Origin of the sequence: Flavobacterium sp. Arc3 (assembly GCF_041431375.1) — a bacterium.
In the GTDB taxonomy this organism is placed as follows: Bacteria; Bacteroidota; Bacteroidia; order Flavobacteriales; family Flavobacteriaceae; genus Flavobacterium.
In genome coordinates, this window is sequence record NZ_JASMRI010000007.1 from 113,333 (window position 1) to 138,852 (window position 25,520).

22 protein-coding genes are annotated in these 25,520 nt (G+C 32.5%); 7 read left to right on the plus strand and 15 right to left on the minus strand.

Annotated features, from left to right (window positions below):
- Positions 1-233 precede the first annotated feature (233 nt).
- The 4 genes from pgk to QO200_RS06900 all read left to right on the plus strand — a co-directional run bounded on the left by pgk (position 234) and on the right by QO200_RS06900 (position 5,208).
- Entirely contained in the window at positions 234-1,421 is a 1,188-nt protein-coding gene (gene pgk, locus QO200_RS06885; RefSeq protein WP_371538079.1) for a phosphoglycerate kinase, read from the plus strand.
- Positions 1,422-1,529: 108 nt separating this feature from the next.
- A complete protein-coding gene (locus QO200_RS06890; protein ID WP_371538082.1) occupies positions 1,530-3,554 on the plus strand; it encodes a LysM peptidoglycan-binding domain-containing protein in 2,025 nt (674 codons plus the stop codon).
- Between the two features lie 176 nt (positions 3,555-3,730).
- Entirely contained in the window at positions 3,731-4,714 is a 984-nt protein-coding gene (locus QO200_RS06895; RefSeq protein WP_371538085.1) for a DUF4837 family protein, read from the plus strand.
- A 47-nt stretch (positions 4,715-4,761) separates the two neighbouring features.
- Positions 4,762-5,208 carry a GNAT family N-acetyltransferase gene (locus tag QO200_RS06900; protein WP_371538088.1) on the plus strand — a complete coding sequence of 149 codons (447 nt, stop codon included), beginning with the start codon at positions 4,762-4,764 and terminating at the stop codon, positions 5,206-5,208.
- Here QO200_RS06900 and QO200_RS06905 read toward each other — a convergent pair whose 3' ends face one another.
- The 4 genes from QO200_RS06905 to QO200_RS06920 all read right to left on the minus strand — a co-directional run bounded on the left by QO200_RS06905 (position 5,209) and on the right by QO200_RS06920 (position 8,990).
- Positions 5,209-6,015, minus strand: a complete 807-nt coding sequence (locus tag QO200_RS06905; protein WP_371538092.1) for an OmpA family protein — start codon at positions 6,013-6,015, stop codon at positions 5,209-5,211.
- Entirely contained in the window at positions 6,015-7,652 is a 1,638-nt protein-coding gene (locus tag QO200_RS06910; RefSeq protein ID WP_371538094.1) for a S41 family peptidase, read from the minus strand. Before QO200_RS06910 ends, QO200_RS06905 begins: the two co-directional genes overlap by 1 nt.
- Position 7,653: 1 nt before the next feature.
- Complete coding sequence (locus QO200_RS06915; protein ID WP_371538097.1) at positions 7,654-8,508, minus strand: DUF4349 domain-containing protein; 855 nt, start codon at positions 8,506-8,508, stop codon at positions 7,654-7,656.
- 68 nt (positions 8,509-8,576) lie between these two features.
- Entirely contained in the window at positions 8,577-8,990 is a 414-nt protein-coding gene (locus tag QO200_RS06920) for a ribonuclease P protein component (protein WP_371538100.1), read from the minus strand.
- Between the two features lie 122 nt (positions 8,991-9,112).
- On the opposite strand from QO200_RS06920, the gene QO200_RS06925 reads away from it, so the two are divergent.
- From QO200_RS06925 to QO200_RS06935, 3 genes are all read left to right on the plus strand, one after another.
- Complete coding sequence (locus QO200_RS06925; RefSeq protein WP_371538103.1) at positions 9,113-9,847, plus strand: lysophospholipid acyltransferase family protein; 735 nt, start codon at positions 9,113-9,115, stop codon at positions 9,845-9,847.
- Between the two features lie 10 nt (positions 9,848-9,857).
- On the plus strand, positions 9,858-10,844 hold the full coding sequence (locus QO200_RS06930) for an acyl-ACP desaturase (protein WP_371538106.1): 987 nt from the start codon (positions 9,858-9,860) through the stop codon (positions 10,842-10,844).
- A 119-nt stretch (positions 10,845-10,963) separates the two neighbouring features.
- Complete coding sequence (locus QO200_RS06935; protein ID WP_371538109.1) at positions 10,964-11,617, plus strand: HD domain-containing protein; 654 nt, start codon at positions 10,964-10,966, stop codon at positions 11,615-11,617.
- A gap of 163 nt (positions 11,618-11,780) precedes the next feature.
- Here QO200_RS06935 and QO200_RS06940 read toward each other — a convergent pair whose 3' ends face one another.
- From QO200_RS06940 to QO200_RS06990, 11 genes are all read right to left on the minus strand, one after another.
- Positions 11,781-13,787, minus strand: a complete 2,007-nt coding sequence (locus QO200_RS06940; protein ID WP_371538112.1) for an LruC domain-containing protein — start codon at positions 13,785-13,787, stop codon at positions 11,781-11,783.
- Positions 13,788-13,996: 209 nt separating this feature from the next.
- Positions 13,997-15,043: a beta-propeller fold lactonase family protein gene (locus tag QO200_RS06945; protein ID WP_371538114.1), complete on the minus strand. Its 1,047-nt coding sequence runs from the start codon at positions 15,041-15,043 to the stop codon at positions 13,997-13,999.
- A gap of 90 nt (positions 15,044-15,133) precedes the next feature.
- The gene (locus QO200_RS06950) at positions 15,134-16,324 is read right to left on the minus strand and encodes a glycosyltransferase family 2 protein (protein WP_371538116.1); all 1,191 of its coding nucleotides are present in this window, start codon (positions 16,322-16,324) and stop codon (positions 15,134-15,136) included.
- 193 nt (positions 16,325-16,517) lie between these two features.
- A complete protein-coding gene (locus tag QO200_RS06955) occupies positions 16,518-17,501 on the minus strand; it encodes an acyltransferase family protein (protein ID WP_371538118.1) in 984 nt (327 codons plus the stop codon).
- A 109-nt stretch (positions 17,502-17,610) separates the two neighbouring features.
- Positions 17,611-18,216: a DapH/DapD/GlmU-related protein gene (locus QO200_RS06960; protein WP_371538120.1), complete on the minus strand. Its 606-nt coding sequence runs from the start codon at positions 18,214-18,216 to the stop codon at positions 17,611-17,613.
- 2 nt (positions 18,217-18,218) lie between these two features.
- Complete coding sequence (locus QO200_RS06965) at positions 18,219-19,400, minus strand: glycosyltransferase family 2 protein (RefSeq protein ID WP_371538122.1); 1,182 nt, start codon at positions 19,398-19,400, stop codon at positions 18,219-18,221.
- On the minus strand, positions 19,397-20,308 hold the full coding sequence (locus QO200_RS06970; protein WP_371538125.1) for a glycosyltransferase family 2 protein: 912 nt from the start codon (positions 20,306-20,308) through the stop codon (positions 19,397-19,399). Before QO200_RS06970 ends, QO200_RS06965 begins: the two co-directional genes overlap by 4 nt.
- Positions 20,309-20,320: 12 nt before the next feature.
- Complete coding sequence (locus QO200_RS06975) at positions 20,321-21,511, minus strand: glycosyltransferase (protein WP_371538128.1); 1,191 nt, start codon at positions 21,509-21,511, stop codon at positions 20,321-20,323.
- 4 nt (positions 21,512-21,515) lie between these two features.
- Positions 21,516-22,631, minus strand: a complete 1,116-nt coding sequence (locus QO200_RS06980) for a glycosyltransferase family 4 protein (protein WP_371538131.1) — start codon at positions 22,629-22,631, stop codon at positions 21,516-21,518.
- Between the two features lie 176 nt (positions 22,632-22,807).
- Positions 22,808-23,977, minus strand: coding sequence for a glycosyltransferase family 4 protein (locus QO200_RS06985; protein ID WP_371538133.1), 1,170 nt, complete (start codon positions 23,975-23,977; stop codon positions 22,808-22,810).
- Between the two features lie 62 nt (positions 23,978-24,039).
- On the minus strand, positions 24,040-25,515 hold the full coding sequence (locus tag QO200_RS06990; RefSeq protein WP_371538135.1) for an O-antigen ligase family protein: 1,476 nt from the start codon (positions 25,513-25,515) through the stop codon (positions 24,040-24,042).
- Between the last annotated feature and the right edge of the window lie 5 nt (positions 25,516-25,520).

Genomic DNA, 25,520 nt, shown 5'->3' on the forward strand with positions numbered 1-25,520 from the left:
GTTTACTAAAATGTAATAGCAAAATGACATGGGATATGGAAACGTTTTAGAAAGTGTGATTCTCTCTTTTTGTGAATATATCATTTTTTATTTGGCATAAAAATAAATTATTTATGGATTTACATCGATTTCGTTGTTTATGCTAGGGTTTTTTTGATTTTTTCAAATTTATTAATAATCTAAAAGTTCTATATTTGGTGTTCTTTCAAATAAACAAACTAAAAACAGACCTGATGAAGACTTTAAACGATTTTGATTTCAAAAATAAAAAAGCAATAATACGTGTTGACTTTAATGTGCCTTTAGACGAAAATTTTAATGTGACGGATGCTACTCGAATTGAAGCAGCAAAACCTACAATCGACGCTATCTTAGCGCAAGGTGGAAGTGTAATCTTGATGTCTCACTTAGGGAGACCAAAAGGAGTTGAAGAAAAATACTCTTTGAAACATATTTTGAAAACAACTTCAGAAGTTCTTGGTGTTCCAGTTCAATTTGCTTCAGATTGTATTGGTGAAGAGGCTAAAAATGCTGCAGCCAACTTAAAAGCAGGAGAAGTTTTATTGTTAGAAAACCTTCGTTTTCATAGTGAAGAAGAAGCGGGAGACGTTGCTTTTGCAAAAGAATTGGCTTCACTTGGAGATATTTATGTGAATGATGCTTTTGGAACGGCGCACAGAGCACATGCTTCAACTACGATCATTGCCCAGTTTTTTGAAAACAAAAAATGTTTCGGATTATTATTAGCTAAAGAAATAGAGAGTTTAAACAAAGTATTAAAAAATAGTGAGAAGCCTGTAACAGCAGTTCTTGGTGGATCGAAAGTATCTTCTAAAATCACTGTTATAGAAAACATCTTAGATAAAGTAGACCACATGATTATTGGTGGTGGAATGACATTTACTTTTGTAAAAGCATTAGGAGGAAAAATTGGTGATTCTATTTGTGAAGATGATAAAATGGAATTGGCTTTAGAAATTTTAAAGTTAGCTAAAGAAAAAGGAGTCCAAATTCACATCCCAGTAGATGTGGTTGCTGCTAATGCATTTTCTAATGATGCCGAAACTAAAATTGTTGACGTAAAAGAAATTCCTGATGGATGGCAAGGTTTGGACGCAGGACCAAAATCATTAGCCATATTTGAAAAAGTAATTATGGAATCTAAAACCATACTTTGGAATGGTCCATTAGGAGTTTTCGAAATGGAAAATTTTGCTAACGGTACAATTGAACTTGGAAAATATATTGCAGCTGCAACTGCAAAAGGAGCCTTCTCTCTTGTGGGTGGTGGTGACTCTGTAGCAGCAGTAAAACAATTTGGTCTTGAGGACAAAATGAGCTACGTTTCTACAGGTGGAGGAGCAATGCTTGAAATGCTTGAGGGTAAAGTATTGCCAGGAATCGCAGCTATTTTAGACTAGATAATCAGTTTTAACAATATTTATAGAAGTTTGTAGTTATAACATATTAAGTTTGTAAAAATAACAGTTCCTTAATCGTTTAGAATTAAGGATGTTGACAAAATAAATATGACAATAAAAAATATATCACTATCATTCATTTTATTAACATCAATTCCTTCGTTTTCGCAACAATTTGCCGAAAACAAAGGAATTGTTAGTATAGAAACAAATCTATCGTACCTAGATTCAATTAAAAAGACCTTCGTAAAAGATGAAATGGCTTCTTGCGTAGACAGTTTATGGATGAAGGAATTGACAAATCTTGAGTTGTACAATGACATTACTTCTGATATTGAAAACATCAATATGGACGCGAAGGTAGATTATGAATTGCCTACGGAATTGTTGAAATCAAGATTAGAGGCCATGAACGCAAAATCGCCTTTTAAGATTGAATACAATCAGAGTCTGGAAAATGTAATTAAATCGTTCCTGAAGTATAGAAAACATTCCTTTGAGCGATTAATGGCAATCTCGGAGTATTATTTCCCAATGTTTGAAGAGGCTTTCGCCAAACAAAACGTGCCTTTGGAGATAAAGTATCTGTCTATTGTCGAATCAGCATTAAATCCAAAAGCAGTTTCTAGAATGGGTGCCACCGGACTTTGGCAGTTTATGTATCAAACCGGAAAACAATACAATTTAAAGATTGATTCTTATGTAGATGAACGAAGTGATCCTTTGAAATCGACAGCCGCTGCCGCAAAATACATGTCTAATATGTATTCTATTTTCGGAGATTGGGAATTGGTATTAGCCTCTTATAATTCAGGACCTGGAAATGTCTCTAAAGCAATCAGACGATCTGGAGGAAAACAAAGCTATTGGGACATAAGAAAACATCTACCTAAAGAAACCCAAGGATATGTTCCTGCTTTTTTAGCAACCATGTATTTATATGAATACCACAATGAGCACGGAATAAAAGCAGATAGAGCAGTAGTGCAACACTTTGCCACTGATACTATAATGATCAAAAAAGAAATGTCATTCAAGCAGGTGGCTGATTTATTAGATGTTCCCGTGTCGCAATTGCAATTATTGAACCCATCATATAAATTGAACATCATTCCTTTTTATAACGATGAACATCATTATTTGAGATTACCAACAGAAAAAATTGCTGCATTTGTTTCAAATGAAGACAAGATGTATGCTTATATACAACATGAAATAGATGTTAAGGAAAACCCTTTCAGAAATTCAAAAGCTGTGGCTAAAAATGATGAAAGTACTTCTGAAACTAAAACAATTAGTCGAACTAAAACCAAATATTACAAAGTAAGACGTGGTGATAACTTGGGTTCAATTGCAAACAAATACGACGTTGCTGTTTCCGAAATTAAAAAATGGAACGGACTGAGAAGTAATACTATCGCCTACGGTAAAAGTTTAAAAATAATTACTACTGAAAGTGTCGTGCAAATCGTTAAGAAAGAACCTAAAATGGAAATTGCTTCGGCAGATGTAAAAGTCGTGAAGGAAGTTAAAGTTTTAAAAGAGGTTAAGAGGGATACCGTTCCTGCAAATTCTGCCACTGCGTATATTGTACAAAAAGGAGATAATTTAAACAGCATTGCTCAAAAAAACAATGTTACAGTAGCTGAAATTAAGGAATGGAACCATCTTTCGAGTACGACCGTTCAATTAGGTACTTCTTTAAAAGTTGCTGAAACAAATACCGACCCTAAAACGGAGCTTGTTGCAGAAGCAGAATTGAAGGATATTGAATATACAGTTCAAAAGGGAGATAACCTCGGAAACATAGCGAAGAAATTTGGTACTTCTTTAGCTGATTTAAAAGAATGGAATCAGTTATCTGACTATAACATTGTTTTAGGGAAAGTCTTGATTGTTGCTAAAAATGAAATCGCTATTAATACGGCGCAAGCCTCAGTAGATTCATTCAAAAAGAAAGACAATACTATTGCCTCTACAAAAATGGGAAGCGATTATTATGTCCAAAAAGGCGATTCTTTATACAGCATAGCTAAAAAATATCCGGGGATAACGATTTCAGATATTAAAAAGTGGAACGATATTCGCGATGGAAAGATTAAACCTGGAATGAAGTTGAAAATTAGCGGATAGTGCGCTTAATACCGATTGTGTATATAAAAGAGTCCAATAAAAATCGAACTCTTTTTAAGCCATATCGACAAACCGGCACAAGTTATCAGTATTATGCCATTAATTTTCAGATTAATTAATAGCTAAAAGTGGTATAACTTCTATAAATTTGGGTTTTATTCCATAATATTGTTAGAATGAATAAATCCCATTTTTTAATACTTCTTATTTCTGTTCTATTTTTTTCCTGCAAAAAGGAAAATAGTAGTGCTATTCGCAAAACGACAGGAAAAGTCAATAATATCTCTGTTATCATTGATGATCAGTTATGGAATGGCGAGATAGGGGATAGTATAAGAAATAAGTTTGCGTCCCCCGTAATCGGATTACCACAAGAAGAGCCTCTTTTTACCATAAATCAATACCCTATTAAACTTATGGAAGGGTTTATGACGGATAGCCGAAATATCATTATAGTTAAAAAAGGAGATAAAAATCTTTTTGCCATAAAGAAAGATCAATATGCCGAACCTCAGAATGTTTTTCATATTTCAGGAAAAACGGGAGAAGATATCTTAGCTATTTTTGAAAAAAACACCCCTCAAATAATTCAAATCATTCGTCAGACAGAAATTGAAGAATGCCAAAGAATTAATAAAAAGGCACTTCTTGAAGAAAGAATTTTCACTAAAAAATTTAATATCACGTTAGACGTCCCATCAGATTATGAATATATGGTGCAGGATTCTAACGTTATCTGGCTAAAGAAAGAATTAGTAAGCGGAAATACTAGTTTATTAATTTATCAAGTACCTATTAATGCTATAAAGAATAGCAATAATTTGGTTTCAAATATCATTAAAACCAGGGATTCTATAGGTGCGTTATACATTCACGGAAAAGAGCCTAATACAGATATGATTACTGAAGAGGCCTATGCTCCTTACTTTTTTAAGATTAAACTCGACGGTAAATTAACATATGAAACGAAAGGAACCTGGGAATTAAGAAATGATTTCATGTCGGGGCCTTTTATTAATTATGCAATTTTTGATCCTGAAAACAATAGAGTATTGTTTCTAGAAGGATTCTGTTATTCCCCATCAAAAGAGAAACGTGATTCAATGCATCAACTAGAATCCATTATAAAATCAGTTAGTGTGCTTAAAAAGGAATTGTAAAGTAGCGAAACAATCTCCGTAACCAAGTTTTTAAAAAAAAATAATCCATGGCAATAGAATGGAAAATAAAGCCTTTTGAGGCGCTTTCAGTGAATGAACTGTATGATTTACTTAAGTTAAGAAGTGAAATCTTTGTAGTGGAGCAAAACTGCGTCTATCTTGATCTTGATGGCAAGGATAAGGTGGCGTTGCATCTTTTTGCAGAGTTTGAAGGAAAAGTGGTGGCTCATGCCCGTCTTTTTAAACCCGGAATCAGTTTTGATAATGCTTCTATTGGTAGGGTAGTGGTCGACGCTAATTACCGTGACAGGAAATGGGGGCATGATTTGATGCGGGAAGCCGCAGCGGGAATAGCGCAGCATTATGGGGAAAGTAAAATCACCATTGGTGCTCAATTATACCTAAAGAAATTCTATGAAAGCCACGGATTTGTACAAAGTAGTGAAATGTATTTAGAAGATGATATTCCTCATATCGAGATGAAAAAAGAGTAATTACATTTTAGTAATAAGAAATTCAACTCTCCTGTCGAATTCTGCCCCTTTTCCTAAAGGGGATTTATTTCCAACACCCTTGTAGGACATTCTTAAGCTATTGACATTCTTATTTATTAGATAGTGGAAAACAGATTTAGCTCGATTTACTGACAGTTTTCTTTTACTAGTTGCGCGATCAATAGCATCATTGTAATAGTTTGGGGTACAACAGACATGGCCTATGATTTTAAACTCAATTTCTCTATTTAAGTTCAGTATTTTTGCAATTTTGTCTAATTCGTGTTTGGATTGATTGTTGAGCTTACTGCTTCCTAAAGCAAAATATATTTTTTCTAAATAGATTCGATCTCCTACTACGTGCTTATCTTGAAAAGAGTTATAAATTCCTTTTCCAAAACTATTTTTTTTGACTATTAGTAAATCTACGCGTCTGTTTTTAGATCGTATTTCACCCAAATTTTCTAAAATGTTGTCAGTTAGTAGTACACGTCCTTTTCCTTCAATTATTATAATTTTGTTTTTATTGAAGCCATAGGAAACAAGTAAATTACGAACAGTATTCACTCTTTGTTCTGATAATTTATAATTATAATCAGCATTTCCCCGATCGTCGCAGTAGCCGTAGATTTGAATAGATTCTACTGTAGAAGTATCTGTCTTTATAATAAAATCTAAGATTGTTTGCTCCTGCTGTGAATAGAGGTTGTATTTGTCAAATTCAAAATAAACGGTCTCTACTTTTTCTGCTTGAGCAGTAAGTAAGCTAAAGGATAGAAAGGTTAGTATTTGAAAATATTTCAGCATTAAATTTTCAAGATGTTGTTATATTGAGCACTATTGTTTAAAATGCTAACAGATTTTTTTATTTCAGAATTCGTTTTTACATAATATTGGTAGAAACCCTCTTGGTATTGGTAGCGTTTGATAATTTCATCAACGATCAAGCCTTTAATTTCTTCTTGGTTTTTATCCAATAGTGTTTCTTCACTTTTTTGAATTGCTGCAAGTAGTTGCTGGTATTCTGTAGTAATGGCGACGTCTATTTTTTCTTTTTGGGCTATAGCCAAAGTGTTTTTTAACGCCTGTTCTGTTTCTGTGTCGAAAGAGATTTTTTGAGCTTTTAAAAACTGTTTAAAATCTAAAAAGTCGGTATTTGAAAAAGAGGGTATTTGTGCTCCTAAATTCGGATTTTTATAGTAATAGGCAGTAGCATAATTGAAAATCCCGTCATTTTTCAACAATGCATTGGCAATAGGACTTGTTTTTGTTTCTTCAAGTTGGATGTCCGGTAAAACGCCGCCACCATCATAAACGTTTCTTCCTTTTCTGGTTTTAAAACTGTTGTAATTTTTTTCTTCCGTTCTAATAGCTGCTCCGTTTTTGTCTTTATGTGAGTAGTCTAAAGCTTGTATGCATCGGCCGGAGGGAGTGTAATATCTCGAAATCGTCACTTTTAACTGGGTATTGTATGTTAGGTCGATTGGTTTTTGTACTAAACCTTTTCCAAAACTTCGGCTTCCTACTACTACGGCACGGTCTAAATCTTGTAATGCTCCTGCAACAATCTCTGATGCTGACGCACTTCTGTCATTTATAATTATAACCAATGGAATTGCCGTGTCTACTGGTTCCATAGCTGTTTTATAGGTGTTGTTATGTTTTTCGTTTTTCGATTTTGTGGTTACGATAATTTCGTTTTTCGGTACAAAAAGATTGCATATATTTATTGCTTCATTCAGCAATCCTCCAGGATTTCCTCTTAGATCTAAGATTATCCTTTCAGCACCTTGTCTCTTAAGTGCTTCTAATGCCTGTTTGGTTTCAAGAGAAGCTTTTTGATTAAAGTGAGCTAAAACGATATACCCTGTTTTATCATCTATTTTTGAGAAAAACACCACTGATTTTATTGCGACTTCATCCAGGATAATTTGTGTCGTATTTGTTTTTCCTTGACGAATGTATTTTACATCGATTTTAGTGTTTTTTGCGCCTTTCATCAATTGAGAGGCATCGTCTTTAAACTCTGATAAAAGCACATCGCCAATTTGAATTATTTCGTCTCCGGGCTTAAAACCTGCTTTGTCAGCAGGGAAATCTTTATAGACCTCTCGAATGATTATTTTATCTTCTTTTCTGGTTATAAGTGCGCCAATTCCTGTATACTCCCCGGTATTGTTTATTTTGAATTTTACCACGTCTTGTTCATTGAAGTAAACAGTATAGGGATCTAGGCCAGCTAACATTCCTTTGATAGCGTTATCCATTAAATCCCCGGGATTTGTCTCATCGACATAATTAGTATTTAGTTCCTTAAAAAGGGTAGTGAATATTTCTATTTGCTTAGCAATTTCAAAAAAATCATTTTTGAAACTGGCACCTAAAAATAGTAGTGCCGAGGCAACTACTGGAACTATGTATCTTTTTTTTAAAAAGCTTGTCATCTTAAACGGTTTTTTTCTTAAATCTTTTTTTTACAAAATAAAATAATGCTCCTAGAATCAGAAGGAAAGGCCAAACGCTAATTAAACTTATGAAAAAGCTTGAGAAGCTGTTAAATCCAGATTCGACTGCATTCCAGGTTTTCATTCCATAAGAAACGGCTATACCACTATCTGGGGCAACTGGTTTATAAAATTCTATTGTAACGGTACTTAAAGATACTCTGTCTTGTAGGTAATTTAATTGTCCTTGCTTAGCTTCTATTTCTTCACGAATGGCTGATAGTTGTGCTTCAACTTCTAACATTTCTGATACTTTAGTTGCTTTTTTTAGTAATTCGATATAGCGATTCTCAAGTACTTTTTTAGTTTTTAATCGTGCATCAATATCAATATATTCAGTTGTTACATCTTGCGCAGAAATTTCTTTATTGTCAAAATAGGAAATACCTTTTGATATGTTTTTTAAAAAGACATCAAAATTGTGACTAGGAACTCTAATGATTAATCGTCTAAAGATAGAGCCGTAATCTTTGCCTTCAGTGTCATTTTGGATTGAAGCACCACTTTCGGTTGTGTTTTTTAGTATCTGATTATAAGTAGAATTTAAATCAGTGGTTTCAAAACGAAGGTTGGCTTCTTTAATGATTTTTTGTTCTTTCTGAGAGGAATTAATTGGAGGCTCTTCGGTAACTTCTTCAGCGTTTGCAATTACAGGTTTAACAAACTGTACTTGATCTACATTTCCTTTTTTTGCTGGCATTGCAATAGCTAATACTTCGCTATCTAATTCACTCTCGGATTTTTTACAGCTCGAAAAAGAAATCAGCACCAATAAAAACAGAATAATAGATTTCATATTAATTTTATTTAGAGCTAAAACTACAATTTTTTTTGGGAAACTATAATTTAATTATTTAACGAAAACTACTCTTCTACAATATCGTTATTTATTTCTGCTTGCTCTTTTTTACCGTTTTGCGCTATAAACTTTTCAAACAATTGGATGGTTTTGGTATTGATTTCTTCATAAGACATGCGGTCTTTGGTCTGATAAAAAAACATGAAAGAATAAGGCTTATCCATGTTGTCAATAAGGATGTGTTTATTTAGACGGTAGGTTTCGCGAAGAACCCGTTTAAAATAATTCCTGTCCACTGCTCTTTTGAAATTCCTCTTAGAAACAGAAACGCCCATTTTTATTTCCTGACCGTCAATTGATGGTCCGCAATGATATACGAGTCGTAAAGGATATTTAGATACAGATTTCCCTTCAGTAAATAATAGTCCAATTGTGATTTTACTTTTTAGTTTTTCTTTTTTTGGATAAGTGAAATTCATTTTTGTTTAAAGACAAGGGATTATAGCGAACAAAGGTACAATTAAACGCCAAACCTATTATTGTTTAGGAATTAAATAGCGGTAAAAATATATTTCCTACTTTTGTGGCTAACATTTTAAGCATGGAAAAAATAATATCGTATCCCATTTCTGTAATTTATTATTTATTATTTGGTCTTACGTTGGTCATTTTTCACCCTATTCAGTGGGTTTGTTTTAATGTTTTTGGATACCAAGCTCATAAAAAGAGTGTGGATTATATGAATTTTATTTTGTTGAAATGCACAAATATTCTGGGAACAACCTATAAATTTGAAAATATAGAAGGTGTGCCTAAAAATGCACCAATCATATTTGTTTCTAATCATCAAAGTATGTACGATATCATTGCAATGATTTGGTATTTACGAAGATTTCATTGTAAATTTGTTAGTAAGAAGGAATTAGGGAAAGGGATTCCAAGTGTTTCCTTTAATTTACGTCACGGAGGTTCTGTATTAATTGATCGAAAAGACCCTAAGCAAGCAATTCCTGCAATTAAAGGATTGGCTGATTATATAGGAGCAAATAACCGTTCAGCAGTTATTTTTCCCGAAGGAACGCGAAGCAAGACAGGTAAGCCGAAAGAGTTTGCGCAAACAGGTTTAAAAATATTATGTAAGAATTCACCATCGGCTTATGTCGTTCCAGTAAGTATCAACAATTCTTGGAAAATGGTTAAATACGGATTTTTTCCGTTAGGTTTGGGAAATCGCCTTACCTTTGTATTACATAAGCCATTAGCGGTAAGTGAATATGACTTTGCTGAGTTAATGGAAAAGGCAGAAAGCGAAGTAGTAAAAGGAATAAAATTTTAATTTATATAAGATGTCAATAAAAAACATTCGATTAGAAGTTATGCAGTTTTTGGAAAAAAACGTTGATAGCTATGTTGATCAATATTTAATACCTGTTGAAAAAATATGGCAACCAAGCGATTTTTTACCAAACTCAGAAAGTGATACCTTTTTTGAAGAGGTTAAAGAGTTGCGTGAAATAGCAAAGGATTTACCGTATGACTTTTGGGTTACCTTAGTTGGGGACACCATTACGGAAGAAGCCCTTCCTACCTATGAATCTTGGTTGATGGATGTAGAAGGAATTGATAACGTAGAAAGAAACGGTTGGTCTAAATGGATCAGACAATGGACTGGAGAAGAAAATCGTCATGGTGATTTATTAAACAAATACCTATACTTATCTGGGCGTGTAAATATGCGTGAGATTGAGATGACAACCCAACACCTTATCAATGATGGTTTCGATATTGGAACTGGAAGAGATCCGTATAAAAACTTTGTATATACGAGTTTTCAAGAGCTTGCTACTTATGTTTCTCACAATAGAGTAGCACAAATGGCTAAGAAATATGGAGACAATAAGTTGTCTAAAATGTGTAAGATGATTGCTGGTGACGAGATGCGTCATCATCATGCTTATTCTGAGTTTGTAAGTGCTATTTTCAAGATAGATCCTAGTGAGATGATGATTGCTTTTCAATATATGATGAAACAAAAAATTGTAATGCCAGCGCATTTCTTGAGAGAATCAGGAGAGAAAATAAGTACTGCATTCGAACAATTTTCTGATTCAGCGCAGCGTATCGGAGTTTATACTGCGGCGGATTATATTGATATCATGCAAAAATTAATGGTTAAATGGGAAATTGATAAAATTACTGGTTTAACAGATGAAGCTGAAAAAGCACGTGATTATCTAATGAAATTACCTGCTAGAATGGCTAGAATTTCAGAAAGAATGGTTATTCCTCAAGAATCCCATATTTTCAAATGGGTAGAGCCTGCAAGATTGTAAGCTTTTAGTGAAAGAGCAACGAATGTTGATTTTAAAATCAACCTTAAAATAGAATACAGATGTTGATTTTTGGAGTGTAACAACTTTAGAAATCAGCATTTTTTTATAAAATATAAAACATGAACAACACAGATATCATAAGTAAGACAATCACTTTTGTAAAAGAAAAATTGGAAAATGCCGAAGGCGGTCACGATTGGTTTCATATCGAAAGAGTTTATAAAAATGCATTATCGATTGCAAAGGATGAGGTTTGTAATGAAACAATTGTAAAGTTGGCGGCGTTGCTTCATGATATAGCGGACAGTAAATTCAATAATGGAGATGAATCTATCGGGCCAGAAACTGCAAGAGTTTTTTTAGAGTCAGAAGATGTTGAAGAAGAAATTATAAGCCATGTGATTAAAATAATTGAGAACATTTCCTATAAAGGCGGTAATTTTAAAAAAGATTTTACTTCTGTCGAATTAGATATTGTTCAAGATGCAGACCGTTTAGATGCTCTTGGAGCGATTGGAATAGCACGGACATTCAATTATGGCGGATTCAAAAATAGAGCGATGTACGACCCTAAAATTGCTCCGAATTTAAAAATGACAAAAGAGGAATACAAAAATAGTGAGGCGCCAACGCTAAATCATTTTTATGAAAAGCTGTTCCTTTTAAAAGATAAAATGAATACGTCAACCGGAAAACAAATTGCATTAGAGAGACATCGTTTCATGGAAACCTTTATTGCGCAATTTTATGCGGAATGGGATGGGGAGAAATAAGGCTTATTTTTAAATTACGGTACTAGAGAGTAGCTCTTAATTTCAATAAAAGCATAAGACCTAATTTTATTTGTAAATGCATTACGCTTTGCGAATAAAATTAGGTCTTTTTAATTTACACAATAGTTAGTTTATTGTGTGGTCTCTTTTTTTGAGACCAGTATTAGTTTTGAATCTGGTCATCATTTCGATTTCCCGGATTGTCTTTATACCAGTCAATATTTACAGTTCCACCTGAATTTGCCCACTGCACAAAATAGTTATACGCATCTGCAATATTCACTTTTTCTTTAGGAACTTTAAAATCATGTATAAAACTAATAGCCCATGGCATTCCATTGTCTGAAACATAATTACCGTTTATATCACGATTTGCACCAGCTATTTCCACAAACGGTTTTCCTAAAGAGGTAGGTTTTGTGTAAGGTAAATGAATTTCTTTTTCTCGTATTTTATTAGCTATTATAAATGGATTGAAAGGTGCTATACCAAGGTCTGAAGTACTTGTAGGCTCTGTAAACTTAATTGAAATTGTTCGTTCAGTAAGTAAGTTCCGTGCGGCATCAGTTAGAATGATAACAGCATGTTGTTGATTGGCTTCTGTTCCGTTAGTATTTAAGGTGATATAATTCTCAGTCAAAATGGTTCCACCGACACTTTTAATTTGTGAAGGGGATATATTGGCCAGTTCGATACCAATTCCGTTTGTAAATCCTGCTCCATTTGCCTTAACGTGACAGATAATGTCCATTTGTACAGCTAAATTTTGAGCATTTAATTTCAAAATCACTTGATAGTTTAAGGCTACATCATTAAAATCATAATCACCATAAGAAGGCCACAAGTCCTCAAAGGCAATTGTTCCCTTGCCATATTTACTAGGCGTATATAATTCAAAGGCTATATTAGCATCTAGTGGTGACGCATCATCTTGATCTTGAACACCATCCCCATCAGAATCTATAGCAGTGTCTACAGTAGTGTACACCCTAAAAGTAGCTAAATCATTAATAGTGCGTTTATAATCTGTATTGTTCTTAGCGCTTGTTCCGTAAACGTATTTCCAGCCACCAGTCTGTGTATCCATTATTATTAAATCAGAACTAGAAGCATTGTTTGCTAGCCAAAGTTCCTCCTTAGAATCAAATGTCATGGATGTTGGTTGAAAAGGCAAGTTGTCGGCACTTATTCTAGTGCTTTGATATACATTTTTGTTATCTAATTCTAATCTGTATAATCCAGAAAAGGTACATAAAAATAAAGTCCCATCTTTTGCAAAAGCTAAATCTCCACCGTTCGTGTTATGGAGTCCTTTAATCGTTATGGCTGCACTTAGAGCTCCAGTAGAGGGATTAATCGTATATATTTTATCTTGATTAGAATAATACAATAATCCGTCTGTAGTATTGAAATCAAGTCTTGGACCACTTGTTCCTAGATTTTTAATAGTTTTCCATGAATTAGTAGCAATAGAATATTTCATTAGTGGGTATGGACTTTGATTCCCTATTGAATATACACATTTATCGGCTTGATCAACTGCACAGGTAACACTTCCCATCGGCATATCTGACAAGAAGGTTAGTTCGCCATTTAATGGGTTTACTTGAAAAAGTTCTGCTGAACTGTTTACACAAAATAAATAGTCATTTATTAAAGTAGTAGCAGAAGATTTATTAGTTGAACGAGATTTATTAGTAACGGTTTTAGTATGGGTATAAGCGGCTTCTCCATTATTTATAGAAATAACGGAAGATGAAAAATTGAGATTGTTATTTCTTCTTATATATAATTTCGTGCAGTATTTAGGCACATTTATCGTTTGAGTCAAAACACCGTTAACAGGAACACCGGTAAATATTAATTTATTTAAGATGTCATTTTTGTAAACTGGCTCCGTAACAATTTCATCAGATTGATTTAAAAAGGTTTGATTTCCGGCAAAGTACGGTTCGTCGGTATAAGCGTACACGTCATATTTAGTATATTTTTCGACATCATTAATAATTATTTTAACTTGGCGGTAGGTGCTAAAGTCAAATGTTTTATTAGTAATTGTTAACAAAGAATCGTCTTCATCGACTACGGTAGGTTTGTCCATAGTACTACATGCATTTAGTAGCAGTGCGAAAGAGAAAATTTTAATAAATTTAAATAAAAGTGATTTCATATATGTAGTTTTTGGGGGTTTCTATTTTTTAAATAATGATTAAATTTAATTGTTTACGTTGTAAATGGGGGATAAATTAGACGAGTGTTATTTTACTATCGGTAAATAGTTGTTTACTGTAGTTGTATGTTTTTTATATGCTGCTTTAGTAATTTAGTTTTTGAGCGCATCACTATTTTCTAGGTAAGCACTTGATGTATTATCTAGTTTTATTGAACAAAAACCATGGCGTCAGGAATCTTCCCAGTCCCTATAGTGCTTACAATCGTAAAATTTTTCATATCAATTACTTCAACTTTATTAGCGTTAGAATTAGCAATAAAAGCATACAATCCATTGGGATGCATTAAAATATTTACGGGGACAGGAGTATGGTAAAGTATTCTCTCTAGCATTGTTGCTTTACCGTGAATATGAATAGTTTTGATTTTATTTTTAGAATTTTGATTATAAACAGAAATAGTTCCATCACCAGCATTAGCGACTAAACAGTATTTTCCATCAACAGAAAACTTTAGCTTTAAAGGTTCTTCTCCTGTGCGTAAAGTAGCTATAACTGCATAAGTTGTAGTATTTATAATAGTAATTGAATTTGCCTTTATATTTGTAATCCAAATTTCTGAACCATCAGGCGTAATAGCAATACTTTCAGTTCCCAATCCACAAGGAATAATTTTAATGACTTCATTTTTATTAAGGTCTATCACACTGACTGAATTCGATTTTACATTAGTTACATAAGCGATTGCTTTATTGGGATGGACTACTAACAGAAGACTTTCTTGTTGTTGAGTTTGTATTTGCTTCTCAATAGTAGCAGTTTTAATATTTAGTATTAATAAATTATTAGTAACGTAGTCAATAACAGCCACTTTATTAGATTCAGGAAGAGCAACGATACCGTTTGACTTAATACTTCCTTTTAAGTCTATCGTTTTCTCAACCTTATTAGTTTGTGTATTGATAACTTTGATGCGATTTCCATCGCGATCAACAGTCCCATAATTTGTAACAACGATTTTATTTTGCCCAGATAATGCAACTGCCTCATGAGATTCTAAGTCAATAGGAATTTCAGCTACTTCTTTACCAGTGAGTAAATCAAAGACCTTAATATTTCTACTGATTTTACTAACGATGTATAACTTACCATTAGTTTTAATAGTATAAGAAGGTATTCTAACAAGATATCTTGTTGCTGCAATTAGCAGAAATAGCATTAAAAAACCATACAATAATAATTTTGTTTTTTTCATGAATAATTCACGTAGACGGATGATGTTAATAATTAAGTTATAGGTAAGCTTCTCTTTACGGGAGTGGAAGTATACAAAAAAACAAATAATTTAACTTGCTCTCTCAGCGCGTTCCCAATTAACCGATTGTGATTTTTTTATGTATCTAAAAAACCCTAGTACCACAGATAAATTCATTATAAAAAAGTAATATGGTATAAACAGAATTTTTACACTAGTCTGTCTGTTTTCTAAAAACCAACCTAATAATGCTGCAGCATAAAATGTAAGTTGTAACCAAAACAGTACTGAAAAAAAACCTAAAGATAAAAATCCTTCATTAGCTGCTAAAATTGTTAAAACGGGTATTAAGAGTATGAGACACAATGGTGTTAAACTCCAGCGTAAAACGCGATGAGAAATATACTGAAATGAAAGCGTTCCATATTTAAAAAAATTTAATAATGAACTCAATCTTACGATAGATTGAATGCCCCCCGCAGAGATTCTAATTTTTCGTTTAAACTCTTCTTTTACATTAGCAGAGGCTGTTTCAATAGCATAGGCTTCAGGATCATATTGAATAGTATAGCCTTCTTGAGCGACTCGTAACGATATAATAAAGTCGTCAAGTAAAGTGTCTTTTTCAACATGACGGTATAATACTGTTCTAATGGCAAAAAGTTCTCCAGCAGCCCCAACAACCGAATATAGTTCAGCATCCCATTTTTTTAGGGCCGATTCATATTTCCAATAGATTCCTTCGCCAGCTCCAGCTGCCACATCACGTTCTTTATCAATAATTCGTTTTTCTCCAGAAACACATCCAACTTTATCAATACTAAATAGATTAACAATACGTCTTATCGAATTTTTTCCAAGGTTTGTATTGGCATCACTAAAAATTACAATTGGTGTTTTAACGAAATCCATACCTCGATTCATAGCGCCAATTTTTCCATTTCTTTCCGCTAAATGGTGTACCGTTGTATTAGGATAATCTTTTAGTAGATCTGGTGTTCCATCATCAGAACCATCTGTAACCCAAATGATATTTAATTTTTCTATAGGATATTCAAGTTCGAGGGAGTTTTTCATTTTTGCGGCTACATAATCCTTTTCATTATAGGCAGTTATAAACAAAGTAACCTCTGGTTCGTATGAAGGATCAACAACTTGTTTTTTACCTATTTTAAAAAACCTCCTGATTTTTATGATGACGTACAATAAAACACCATAACCCAGATAAGTGTAAATGATTATGAATAACAGAACAAATGATATTATTTTTAAAAATTCCATGTAATTTTAATTTATTTTTCCCAAGTATTGGTCACCTGAGATTATTTATGACCTACTGTTTTAAGTTTAAAAACATTGTTACATTGATGAAATGGGAACGATTTAGAAGCGCAAAACTTCGAAACCATTAATAATTTCTAGCAACATATAGCCATTGAGATTAATACTCTTTCTTATAATTTTTTAATAGATTTCAACTTATTTTCTCATTAAAATTTCCGTTTAAAATGTTATATATTTTAGGAAATAATCTATTCAACATTATAGCGAAAGTAAGTGTTAAAGCGAAACCAATAAACGGATAAAATATACTTATAGTATCATAATAATTAGGAACAACTTTAGTTAGAACGACCCTTATAATCTCGTATACTAAAGGATGATATAAGAAAAGAAGAAGTGAATATTTTTTGCCCCACTTTGAAAACCTATTCTTTTTTAAATTTATTTTAGAACTTAAAATAAATAATGGGATCGCAGTAATTATTGTCCCTAATAAAAATTGATGTGTATATTTCTTATAATCAAATAGTTTTAAAAATAGTTCTGCCTCAATAAACTGAATTGAAAAACCGATTAACACTAAAGCTATTAATAATTTATTGCTAATCAAATTAGTGTCTTTTTTCGATATAATAATCCCAATGTGCATAAATGGAATAGATAGTAACAATGAAAATAAACTAAAATCAATATTTTGATTAAATAATTGATCATAAGAATCTGTTAGTAGTGCGGATAGCAATATAAAAATGGATATATAGGGAAGAACCTTAATTTTTTGAATATAAAATAAATACCAAATAAAAATATAACCTATTAATAATCCTCCTATAAACCAAAGATGAAAATAACTGCCTGTCAAAATAGTAGCAATACTATTTATGTTATTTCCATGTATAAAATCTATTGGCAGATATATTATACTTGCTACAATTAAAATTGAAATTAACATACTCACGTTCTTTTGAATTCGGTTAAAATCAAGATTATTATTAACTATTTTATCACCAAGAAAAAAACCTGTTGCTAAAAAATAGAAAGGAACAGCCCAACGCGAAAGCAACCTTAAGGTATCAACATATTCTGGATTTAAACTTCCATAATTAGTGTGGATGCACATTATAAAAAATGCTGCAATTAGTCTGAATAAATCGATTCCGTTTTTTCTACTCATATTCTTTTATTTTTATCGTATGTACAAAGTAATTTTAAATTGTAGGCCTTTATGATAGCATAAATTGTTTACTTTTTAATCTCTAAATCTATTCATAAAGGTCTAGTTGTTAATTCAAACTTTTTATAACCTTTGCAGGAATTCCTGCTGCGAGTGAAAAAGGAGGAATATCTTTTGTTACAATAGCTCCAGTAGCAATTGTCGAGCCTTCTCCTATTGTAACACCCTTCAATATAACAACTCTAGTTGCTAACCAAACATTATCACCAATAGTAATGGGAGTTTGCACTACTTCAACATCTCTGTCTTCAACTCCATGAAAATCACTATCCATAATAATTACACCTGGAGCAATTTGCACATTTTTCCCAATTTTCACTTGAAAACAAGCTGATATAATAGTTCCTACATTAATGAATGTATTATCACCAATAATAAGCTTTCCTTTACCTCCAGCATGAAGTTGTGTTTTATGAATATGCGACCAAATTTTTACTCTGTCACCTAAAATTATTTCACCATCTGCCTCTATTTTTGGAATTCCTCTAACGGTACATAAGCGACCGGTTTTACAGTTTCTTAAAAACCATTTACCTAAAACTACTCGCCAAAATATTCCCCAAATCCTTTTAATGATTAACATGTTAGGGTTTCTTAAAGGATTGGCCTCTTTCAGTGTGATGTATTCATTTTTTAATTTGCTAAAGACCCCCATAATTAAATTGTATTTTCTATATCATCGTTAGTGTGTGGTGTATGAATAAAGGTTTTAGTTGCCCCTCTCATTTTAAATAAAGCAATAAATATTCCAAAGAAAGCTTTGGGTAACTGCATAAATGCGTAGAATAATTGTACGGTATAAAACTTGCTTGGAATTGAAATTGCAAAAGATAATATGTTAGCCACAAAGAGTGCTGACCACACATAAAAATAGAAATCAGGACTAACGAAAAAAGCAACGACAGCTGCAATAAATAAAAAGCCTGGTAAAATTAATCTTGGTGGTAACATCATTTGAAATGCTTTATCAAAATAATCTACATTTCCTTTAGTAATTAGATACCAAAAAGCTTTTAAAAAGTCGGTCTTAAAATAATGATACTGAGCTGCTATCCATCTACTTCTTTGATTGTTAAATGCTTTAGCTTGGCTTACTTTTTCATCGTAACAAATTGCATCGTCCCTATATTCAAACTTATACCCTCTTTTTAATAAATTTAATTCTAGCTCTTTATCCTCTGCAACAGAATCAATTTTGCTCATAGTATTCTTATATAATTGATAAGAAAAGGCCATGCCCGACCCCGCCAATCTAGAGGACAAACCAATAGCACGATGACCTTTGCTATAGATATTGTTATTAATCTCTTCGCTTATAGCATCCAACATAGCAAAATCTTTGGTGTTTTTAGCGGCTCTATGTCCTTGTACCACATGATAACCTGCATTGATGGAATCGTTTATTTTCGTAGTAAAATCATGCGCCAAAACGTTATCGGCATCTAAGATTAACGCCACATCATATTTGTTTTCAGGGATTTCTGCCATTGTTTCATTTAATGCTTTTGCTTTGGTGCTCTTCTCAAAAGAAACTTCTTTTACCTTTATTGGTAATAAATTTAAAGCATCTAATGTTTTTTGTTGAAATGAATCAGCAATAACAATTACATCAAATAGCTCTGCTGGATAGTCTTGGTTTAAAGCTTCCTTAGCAACATTATAAATAACAGCATCTTCTTTATAAGCAGGTATGAATAATACAAATCTATTCTGTTTGTTTATTATTGGTTTTTTAACCTTGCGAGGTAACTTTCCAAGTATGGCATAAGTTATTAAAAACATGACGGATGCTCCTAGATAAACCAATAGAAGGTAGTGTAATATTTCAAGTGCTATCATAACTGTTGATTTTTGTTAACATTAAAATTGGTAAAATTCCAGGCCACTCCTCTATATAAAGCGGATAAATGCTCTTTATTAAATAAATATTTGATGGTATTTTTTGGAAGCGAAATCATAAAAAAATAAATCATTGCAAGTAAAAAAGTGATTCCATAACTATTTCTTCGCAAAAATAACACCCTATTTCTGTTAAGGTAGTAGGTTTTTAAAGGACTATTTTTTCCTGTAGAAATAGATTCTTTATGCAAGATTGCCGAGTTCGGTTGATAATAAATTGTATATCCTGCTTTCCTAACTCTTTCTGCAAAATCATATTCTTCATAATACAAAAAATAACCTTCATATAACAACCCTAATTCTTCTAAAACACTTTTTCGTATCATCATACAAGCGCCGTGAGGATAAAAGGTTTCTTTAACTTCATTGTATTGACCACTGTCCTTTTCTTTATCGCCGTCACTTCCAGCCCTTGACGTAATAGGGTTTAAAGCAGATGTTCCTGCATATTGGATAATATTATCTTCATAAAAATAAAGAATTTTTGAGCTTGCTATTGCTATTTTTTTATCAGATTCCATTAACTCCACTAAGCTATCTAGGAAGTCTGGTTTAACTTCAGTATCATTGTTTAACAGCAAGATATAATCTCCTTTTGCTTGTTTTAAAGCGATATTATTTCCCCCCGCAAAACCTAAATTTTTCTCACTTATTATTAATTGAACTTCTGGATACATTTCTTTAATAATAGATGGAGAGGTTGTAGGAGAGGCGTTATCTACAATTAATGTTTCAAAATTAGGATAAGTAACTTTTCGTAAAGAGGCTAACATTTCGCAAGTAACTGTGGGCTGATCGTAATTTACACTTACTATCGACACCAAGGGTTGTTGATATTTATTTTTCATAAATTTTGGTTTTTAGTTTAATTGCTGAATTGCCTTATAGATTTCTTGAACATTATTTTCCCAAGTATGACCTTTGGCAAAATTAATTCGCTGTTGCTGTTTCTCTGGACTGTTTTCTTTTAAGGCTTTCTCTATCAAATTAATATAATCTAATGCCGTTTGTCCTAAATAGACGTAATCTTTAAAGATTTCCATTGTTGGTGTTTGAGTAGCTACTGTAGGTTTTCCCATTGCTAAATACTCATCAATTTTCCTAGGGTAATTCCCTATAGTTAAATCATTAACTACTTGTGGATTCATGCAGACATCAAAATATTTAATATATGCTGGAAGTTCATCTCCACTTTTACTTCCTAAAAAATGAACATTGCTTATCTGGTGTAATTCACTATTTTTAAATGCATCGTCCTCTGGTCCAACTAAAATGATTTGCCAATCGGTTTTGGTTTTTGCTATTTCAACTAGCAAATTAATATTTAATCGCATTTCAGTTAAGAAGCCGATATAACCAATTTTAACGCCTTTAATTTTTGCTAGATCTGTAGGTTCCGCAACTTCATTTGGTTTAAAAAGTTCTAAATCACAACCTTGTCCAACATAGTAAGAGTTTGAATTAAATGGCTTAGCATAATCTCTTAAATAAGGTGAGTTTGAAACTACTAAATCGGCAGATTTTATGGTTTCCTTTTCTAATCTTGTACCGTGCTTTTTAAAATAATCTTGCGTGATTAAGTTGTCTCTAATATAATAAATGTATAGTTCAGGACTGAGTAACTCTTTCAGATAGACACCTCTAAACATAGAACTATCATTAAATAATATGTACTCTTCAAACCCTAATTGTTCAGTAATTCTTTGTATTTCAGAGGCTAATCTTTTTGTGTTTAGTTTATTAAAAAAATCAAATATTTTTTTATTTTTTAACCAATTAACGGACTCAAAAACTATTTTAGGGTAAAAAGACCAAAAGGCGTCACCCAACTTAATTAAACCGGAACTTTGACCTTTTAAGACAGATAGCCTTGTTAAATCATTTGGATCTGTAAAAGTCCATTTTAAAAATTTTTTTCTATCTAACGGGACGTTAACATAGATTACCTTGTTGTTTTTTGCTAATTCTGTTGCAATGTTTTTACAATTACTTCCTATGGATACATCCCATGATTGCATTCCTACAATGACTATGTTTTTTCTTTTAATCATAATTTTAGAGTTGTTGTAAATAAATATTTTCTATTTCCTTACACATCCTGTCAATAGTATAAGTTTGTAAAATAATCTCTCTAGATTTTTTTCCAAATTGAGCCATCTTAGCTTTGTCTTGGTGTAAATCAATAAATGCATTAGCTAAACTTTCATAATCCCCACAAGCAATTAAAATACCGTTTTCACCATCTTCAATTACTTCCTTAGAACCATCAACTCCTGTTGACACAATAGGCTTCTCCATTGTCATAGCTTCTAATAAACCAAGTGGTAAACCTTCCCATAATGAGGGTAAAGTATAAATATCGATAGTGCTTAACACATTAGGCATGTCTTGTCTAAAGTCCGACCATACAATCATGTCTTCAATATCTAACTCTTTAACTAAGGCTTTCACATCTGCCAATAAATCTCCATTTCCCATTAAAAGGAATACGATATCGTTTGTTTTATCTTTTACTTTTCTAATGGCTCTAATTAAAGTTAAAGGATCTTTTTGGACGGTCATTCTAACTAAAAAACCTACAATAGTTTTATTTTCTGGTAAACCGAGTTCTTTCTGTAGATTTAGTAATTTTTTTGAAGGATTAAATTTTTCAGTATCAACGCCATTATAAACGACCTGGGAGTTACTCATTCCAAATAGATTAATTCCATCTTTTTGATTACTACGTGAAACAGTAATAGTAACATCTGCTTTTTTTGTTAAGAAACTTTCACTTTTAATTTTCAACATTTTAATCCATGGATTTTGATTTTGATGAAAAGACCATCCATGAACTGTATAGATTATTGGTAACCCTAATTTTTTTGCGGCCCAAAAAACATTAGAATTTGCTCGTGTACCATGTGCATGAACAATATCAATTTCATGGTCAATCATAAATTGCTTCACTTTACCCCAAACTCTTACATCATAGGGTATTTCTGTGTAAATTACGTGAGCATCAATACCAAGATATTTTACTCTTTCAACCATCGGACCTTCTGTAAAAGATAACACAATTGGCTCAAATTTTGATTTATCAATATTGGTTATTAAATCTAGAACATGCGTTTCTCCTCCTCCAATTTTTCCCTGACGAATGGTTTCTAGTATTTTAATTTTTTTTATCATTGTTTTTTTTCAGTCTCTTTATCTCGTTGATTTCTTAAAACAGATTTTAACATTTGCAGATTTACAAATGACTCAGGGGAATTTCATGAAATTGTAAATCTTTAATTTTACTGTTAGTATCTGTTTCAATATACTTCGCTTGGATAAATATTAACTAGTATGATGTCTTTACTTTATTATAAGTTGTTTTTTTTGGATTGTTCTGAATGAATCAGTTCGTAAAGTTTTAGATAGTCTTTTGCCATATTGAGCCAAGAGAATTGTTTACTCCGCTCTAAACCCTTGTGGGAAAGAGATTTTCTATATGCTTCGTTATTCATTATTTCTATAAGCCCTTGAGTGATTTCTTCTGGATTGAATGGGTTGACTATGTGTGCTGCTCCACCAGAAACTTCTGGCATAGATGATGTATTTGATGTAATAACAGGTACATTACAAGACATTGCTTCTAGCATTGGAATACCAAAACTTTCCCTAAGCGATGGATATAAAAAGACGTCACACTGCGAATATATCGCCGGTAAATCAGTGTTTACAACATACCCTGTTAAAATAATCTGGTCTATAAGTTTAGGGTCATTTATTTCAATTAGAAGTTTATTAAGTTCTATTGTATCATAATCTAGCATAACTAGCTTGTGATTAGAATCTGTTTGTTTTAAGTAATCTGAAAAGGCCTTTAGTACTCCTTTCGTGTTCTTTTTAGGATCTGTATTTCCCAAGAAAAAGAAATATTTTTCTGGTAAGTTGTATTTTTCTTTCACCCGTTTAATTTCTTCTGTATTGGAAACAGGTTTAAAATGTTCGCTTACCCCATTATAAATAGCACCGAGCTTATGATCATCTTTGAGTCCGAAGAACTCACTGATTCTATTTTTCTCAAAATTAGAAACTGTAATTACTTTTTTACTTTTCTTAACTACGTGAGGCACTATTAATTTTCGGTATATATTTCCAAATTTTTGATAAGTGCTTGCGCTACTATTCAGTATCGTAAAATAACTACTTTCCATATAAATGATGTCATGGAGAATAGTAATTAAAGGAATGTCAGTAAAAAAGGGTGCTGTATTACTAGTACAATGTAATAGGTCGCAACCGTATTTTTTTGCGGCTTTAGGTAATGCAATTTGTTCCCAAGTAGGGTAGGGGCCTCCATCTAACTCTATGATTTTAAAATTTGATGTTTCTTTAATTACTGAATTACCCTCATCTGGTTTTACAAAGATGAAGTATTCATTTTTTTGATCTATGATTTGAAGATTTTTAATAAGCTCCAAAGCAACCATGTCCATGCCATGTTTTTTTTTACGAAAAATGCGCTGACCTTCTATTCCTATTTTCATAATATATTTAAGAGTTGCTTAATTAAAATTAAAAAAAGTGAATGATTTTAAATTTTTTATTTTTAAAGTATTTTTGACAAATACTCTTTTGGATCTCTTTCGAAAATTTGCGGGTTTGTCATTATTGCCATAGAAGCATAAATCAATAAAGAGGTCGGCATTTGACCTAACACTTCATTACCGTATGATGCGACCATGATTCCGGCCATTCCTGAAATTAACGCACTCATTTTTAACTTTGTTATTGGATCCCGAATTCTGAACATAACCTTAAAAGACGCCATCCCTATAACATAAAATAAAATAATTAGATGTAATGTTAATCCAATAATACCCATCTCTGCCCAAATCATAACGTACCAGCTATCAGTAGCAACATTAGAAAGGAATGCGTTTGGTAAAAATCGCTGAGCCTTATCACCAGCATGTCCAATACCACCTCCAAATGGCCTCGAGGCAAGGTAAACTTTTAGTTTTTCTTGATTTTTGAGTCTCACTTGTAATGAGGCATCATTCGGGTCAAACGCAGTCCTCATTCTTCTTATTTCGGCATTTCCATTGGCAATCATTGTAAATTTAAAAAATGCAAAAATCAGTACAATGAATATTATACCTGCGCCAAGCACTTTAATGTTTTTTCTTAAGATAAAATAGGTCATAAAACCTGCGAATGGTACACTTATAGCACCTCTTGTTCCTGATATCATCATTCCATATAAACCAAGAATTCCGACAGTAATAAAAAATAATCTAGGAAGCCCCTTTTTAGTCATAGAATATATTATAGCGACTACAGCTGAATAACCTTGATTTGCGCCAAAATTACCTGCGTCACTTAAAAATGAAAAAATCCTCAATTTACCAAATAAAACATGGGTTTGAGCAGCGCCTTCATCCAGCCAAGCTTGCTCTGCAGCATCAACTCCAAAAATCATCTGTCCCATTCCTTTTAGTGATGCAAGTATTGAAAACACACCCCATACGTATAGAAAACGATCTAATTTTTTATTAGTATTGATAAACATGAACGTAATAATAACAAAGAACAGGAAATAAAATCCAATGCTTCTGCCAGCAATCCATGCTTCTACACTTCGAGCCTCCGGATTTACAAGTTGTAGAATGCAGTATCCCAGCCATATAATCGCTAGGACTGTAACATCCTTGTTAGCTGGAGACCAGTCAACTCTTTCTCTAAATCGTGAAAAAATAAGAGCTAAAAAGGTTAAAAGCATAATCCCATCCATAGTAAAACCAAGGGGAAAACTTGTTTTTATGTAACGTGTTGCGCCAAGTAGAAGAAAATTAAGTCCAATGGCCGTATAAAACCCAATAATTGGATTTTTGAATAATATATAAAGATAAATAGGTGCAACCATGAGAGCCAGCGATAGGGCCACTCCTACAATCTCTAATTTTGCAAGTATTAGTGATATCGTCAATAATACAAATAATAGTAATAGCATAGCCTTAGGTTTAGCTAGGCTAGCAGAACCTGACATTCCATCAAAAGGGTTTAAATTATTACTTGTGTTCAATTTAA

What these genes read in the sequence shown, in the direction of transcription:
- QO200_RS06980 (WP_371538131.1), bottom strand. Translation starts at nt 22,631, where the DNA reads ATGATAAAAAAAATTAAAATACTAGAAACCATTCGTCAGGGAAAAATT.
- QO200_RS06965 (WP_371538122.1), bottom strand. Translation starts at nt 19,400, where the DNA reads ATGATAGCACTTGAAATATTACACTACCTTCTATTGGTTTATCTAGGA.
- pgk (WP_371538079.1), top strand. Translation starts at nt 234, where the DNA reads ATGAAGACTTTAAACGATTTTGATTTCAAAAATAAAAAAGCAATAATA.
- QO200_RS06955 (WP_371538118.1), bottom strand. Translation starts at nt 17,501, where the DNA reads ATGAGTAGAAAAAACGGAATCGATTTATTCAGACTAATTGCAGCATTT.
- QO200_RS06915 (WP_371538097.1), bottom strand. Translation starts at nt 8,508, where the DNA reads ATGAAATCTATTATTCTGTTTTTATTGGTGCTGATTTCTTTTTCGAGC.
- QO200_RS06950 (WP_371538116.1), bottom strand. Translation starts at nt 16,324, where the DNA reads ATGGAATTTTTAAAAATAATATCATTTGTTCTGTTATTCATAATCATT.
- QO200_RS06900 (WP_371538088.1), top strand. Translation starts at nt 4,762, where the DNA reads ATGGCAATAGAATGGAAAATAAAGCCTTTTGAGGCGCTTTCAGTGAAT.
- QO200_RS06945 (WP_371538114.1), bottom strand. Translation starts at nt 15,043, where the DNA reads ATGAAAAAAACAAAATTATTATTGTATGGTTTTTTAATGCTATTTCTG.
- QO200_RS06925 (WP_371538103.1), top strand. Translation starts at nt 9,113, where the DNA reads ATGGAAAAAATAATATCGTATCCCATTTCTGTAATTTATTATTTATTA.
- QO200_RS06910 (WP_371538094.1), bottom strand. Translation starts at nt 7,652, where the DNA reads ATGACAAGCTTTTTAAAAAAAAGATACATAGTTCCAGTAGTTGCCTCG.
- QO200_RS06940 (WP_371538112.1), bottom strand. Translation starts at nt 13,787, where the DNA reads ATGAAATCACTTTTATTTAAATTTATTAAAATTTTCTCTTTCGCACTG.
- QO200_RS06975 (WP_371538128.1), bottom strand. Translation starts at nt 21,511, where the DNA reads ATGATTAAAAGAAAAAACATAGTCATTGTAGGAATGCAATCATGGGAT.
- QO200_RS06930 (WP_371538106.1), top strand. Translation starts at nt 9,858, where the DNA reads ATGTCAATAAAAAACATTCGATTAGAAGTTATGCAGTTTTTGGAAAAA.
- QO200_RS06935 (WP_371538109.1), top strand. Translation starts at nt 10,964, where the DNA reads ATGAACAACACAGATATCATAAGTAAGACAATCACTTTTGTAAAAGAA.
- QO200_RS06895 (WP_371538085.1), top strand. Translation starts at nt 3,731, where the DNA reads ATGAATAAATCCCATTTTTTAATACTTCTTATTTCTGTTCTATTTTTT.
- QO200_RS06960 (WP_371538120.1), bottom strand. Translation starts at nt 18,216, where the DNA reads ATGGGGGTCTTTAGCAAATTAAAAAATGAATACATCACACTGAAAGAG.
- QO200_RS06905 (WP_371538092.1), bottom strand. Translation starts at nt 6,015, where the DNA reads ATGCTGAAATATTTTCAAATACTAACCTTTCTATCCTTTAGCTTACTT.
- QO200_RS06920 (WP_371538100.1), bottom strand. Translation starts at nt 8,990, where the DNA reads ATGAATTTCACTTATCCAAAAAAAGAAAAACTAAAAAGTAAAATCACA.
- QO200_RS06985 (WP_371538133.1), bottom strand. Translation starts at nt 23,977, where the DNA reads ATGAAAATAGGAATAGAAGGTCAGCGCATTTTTCGTAAAAAAAAACAT.
- QO200_RS06890 (WP_371538082.1), top strand. Translation starts at nt 1,530, where the DNA reads ATGACAATAAAAAATATATCACTATCATTCATTTTATTAACATCAATT.
- QO200_RS06970 (WP_371538125.1), bottom strand. Translation starts at nt 20,308, where the DNA reads ATGAAAAATAAATATCAACAACCCTTGGTGTCGATAGTAAGTGTAAAT.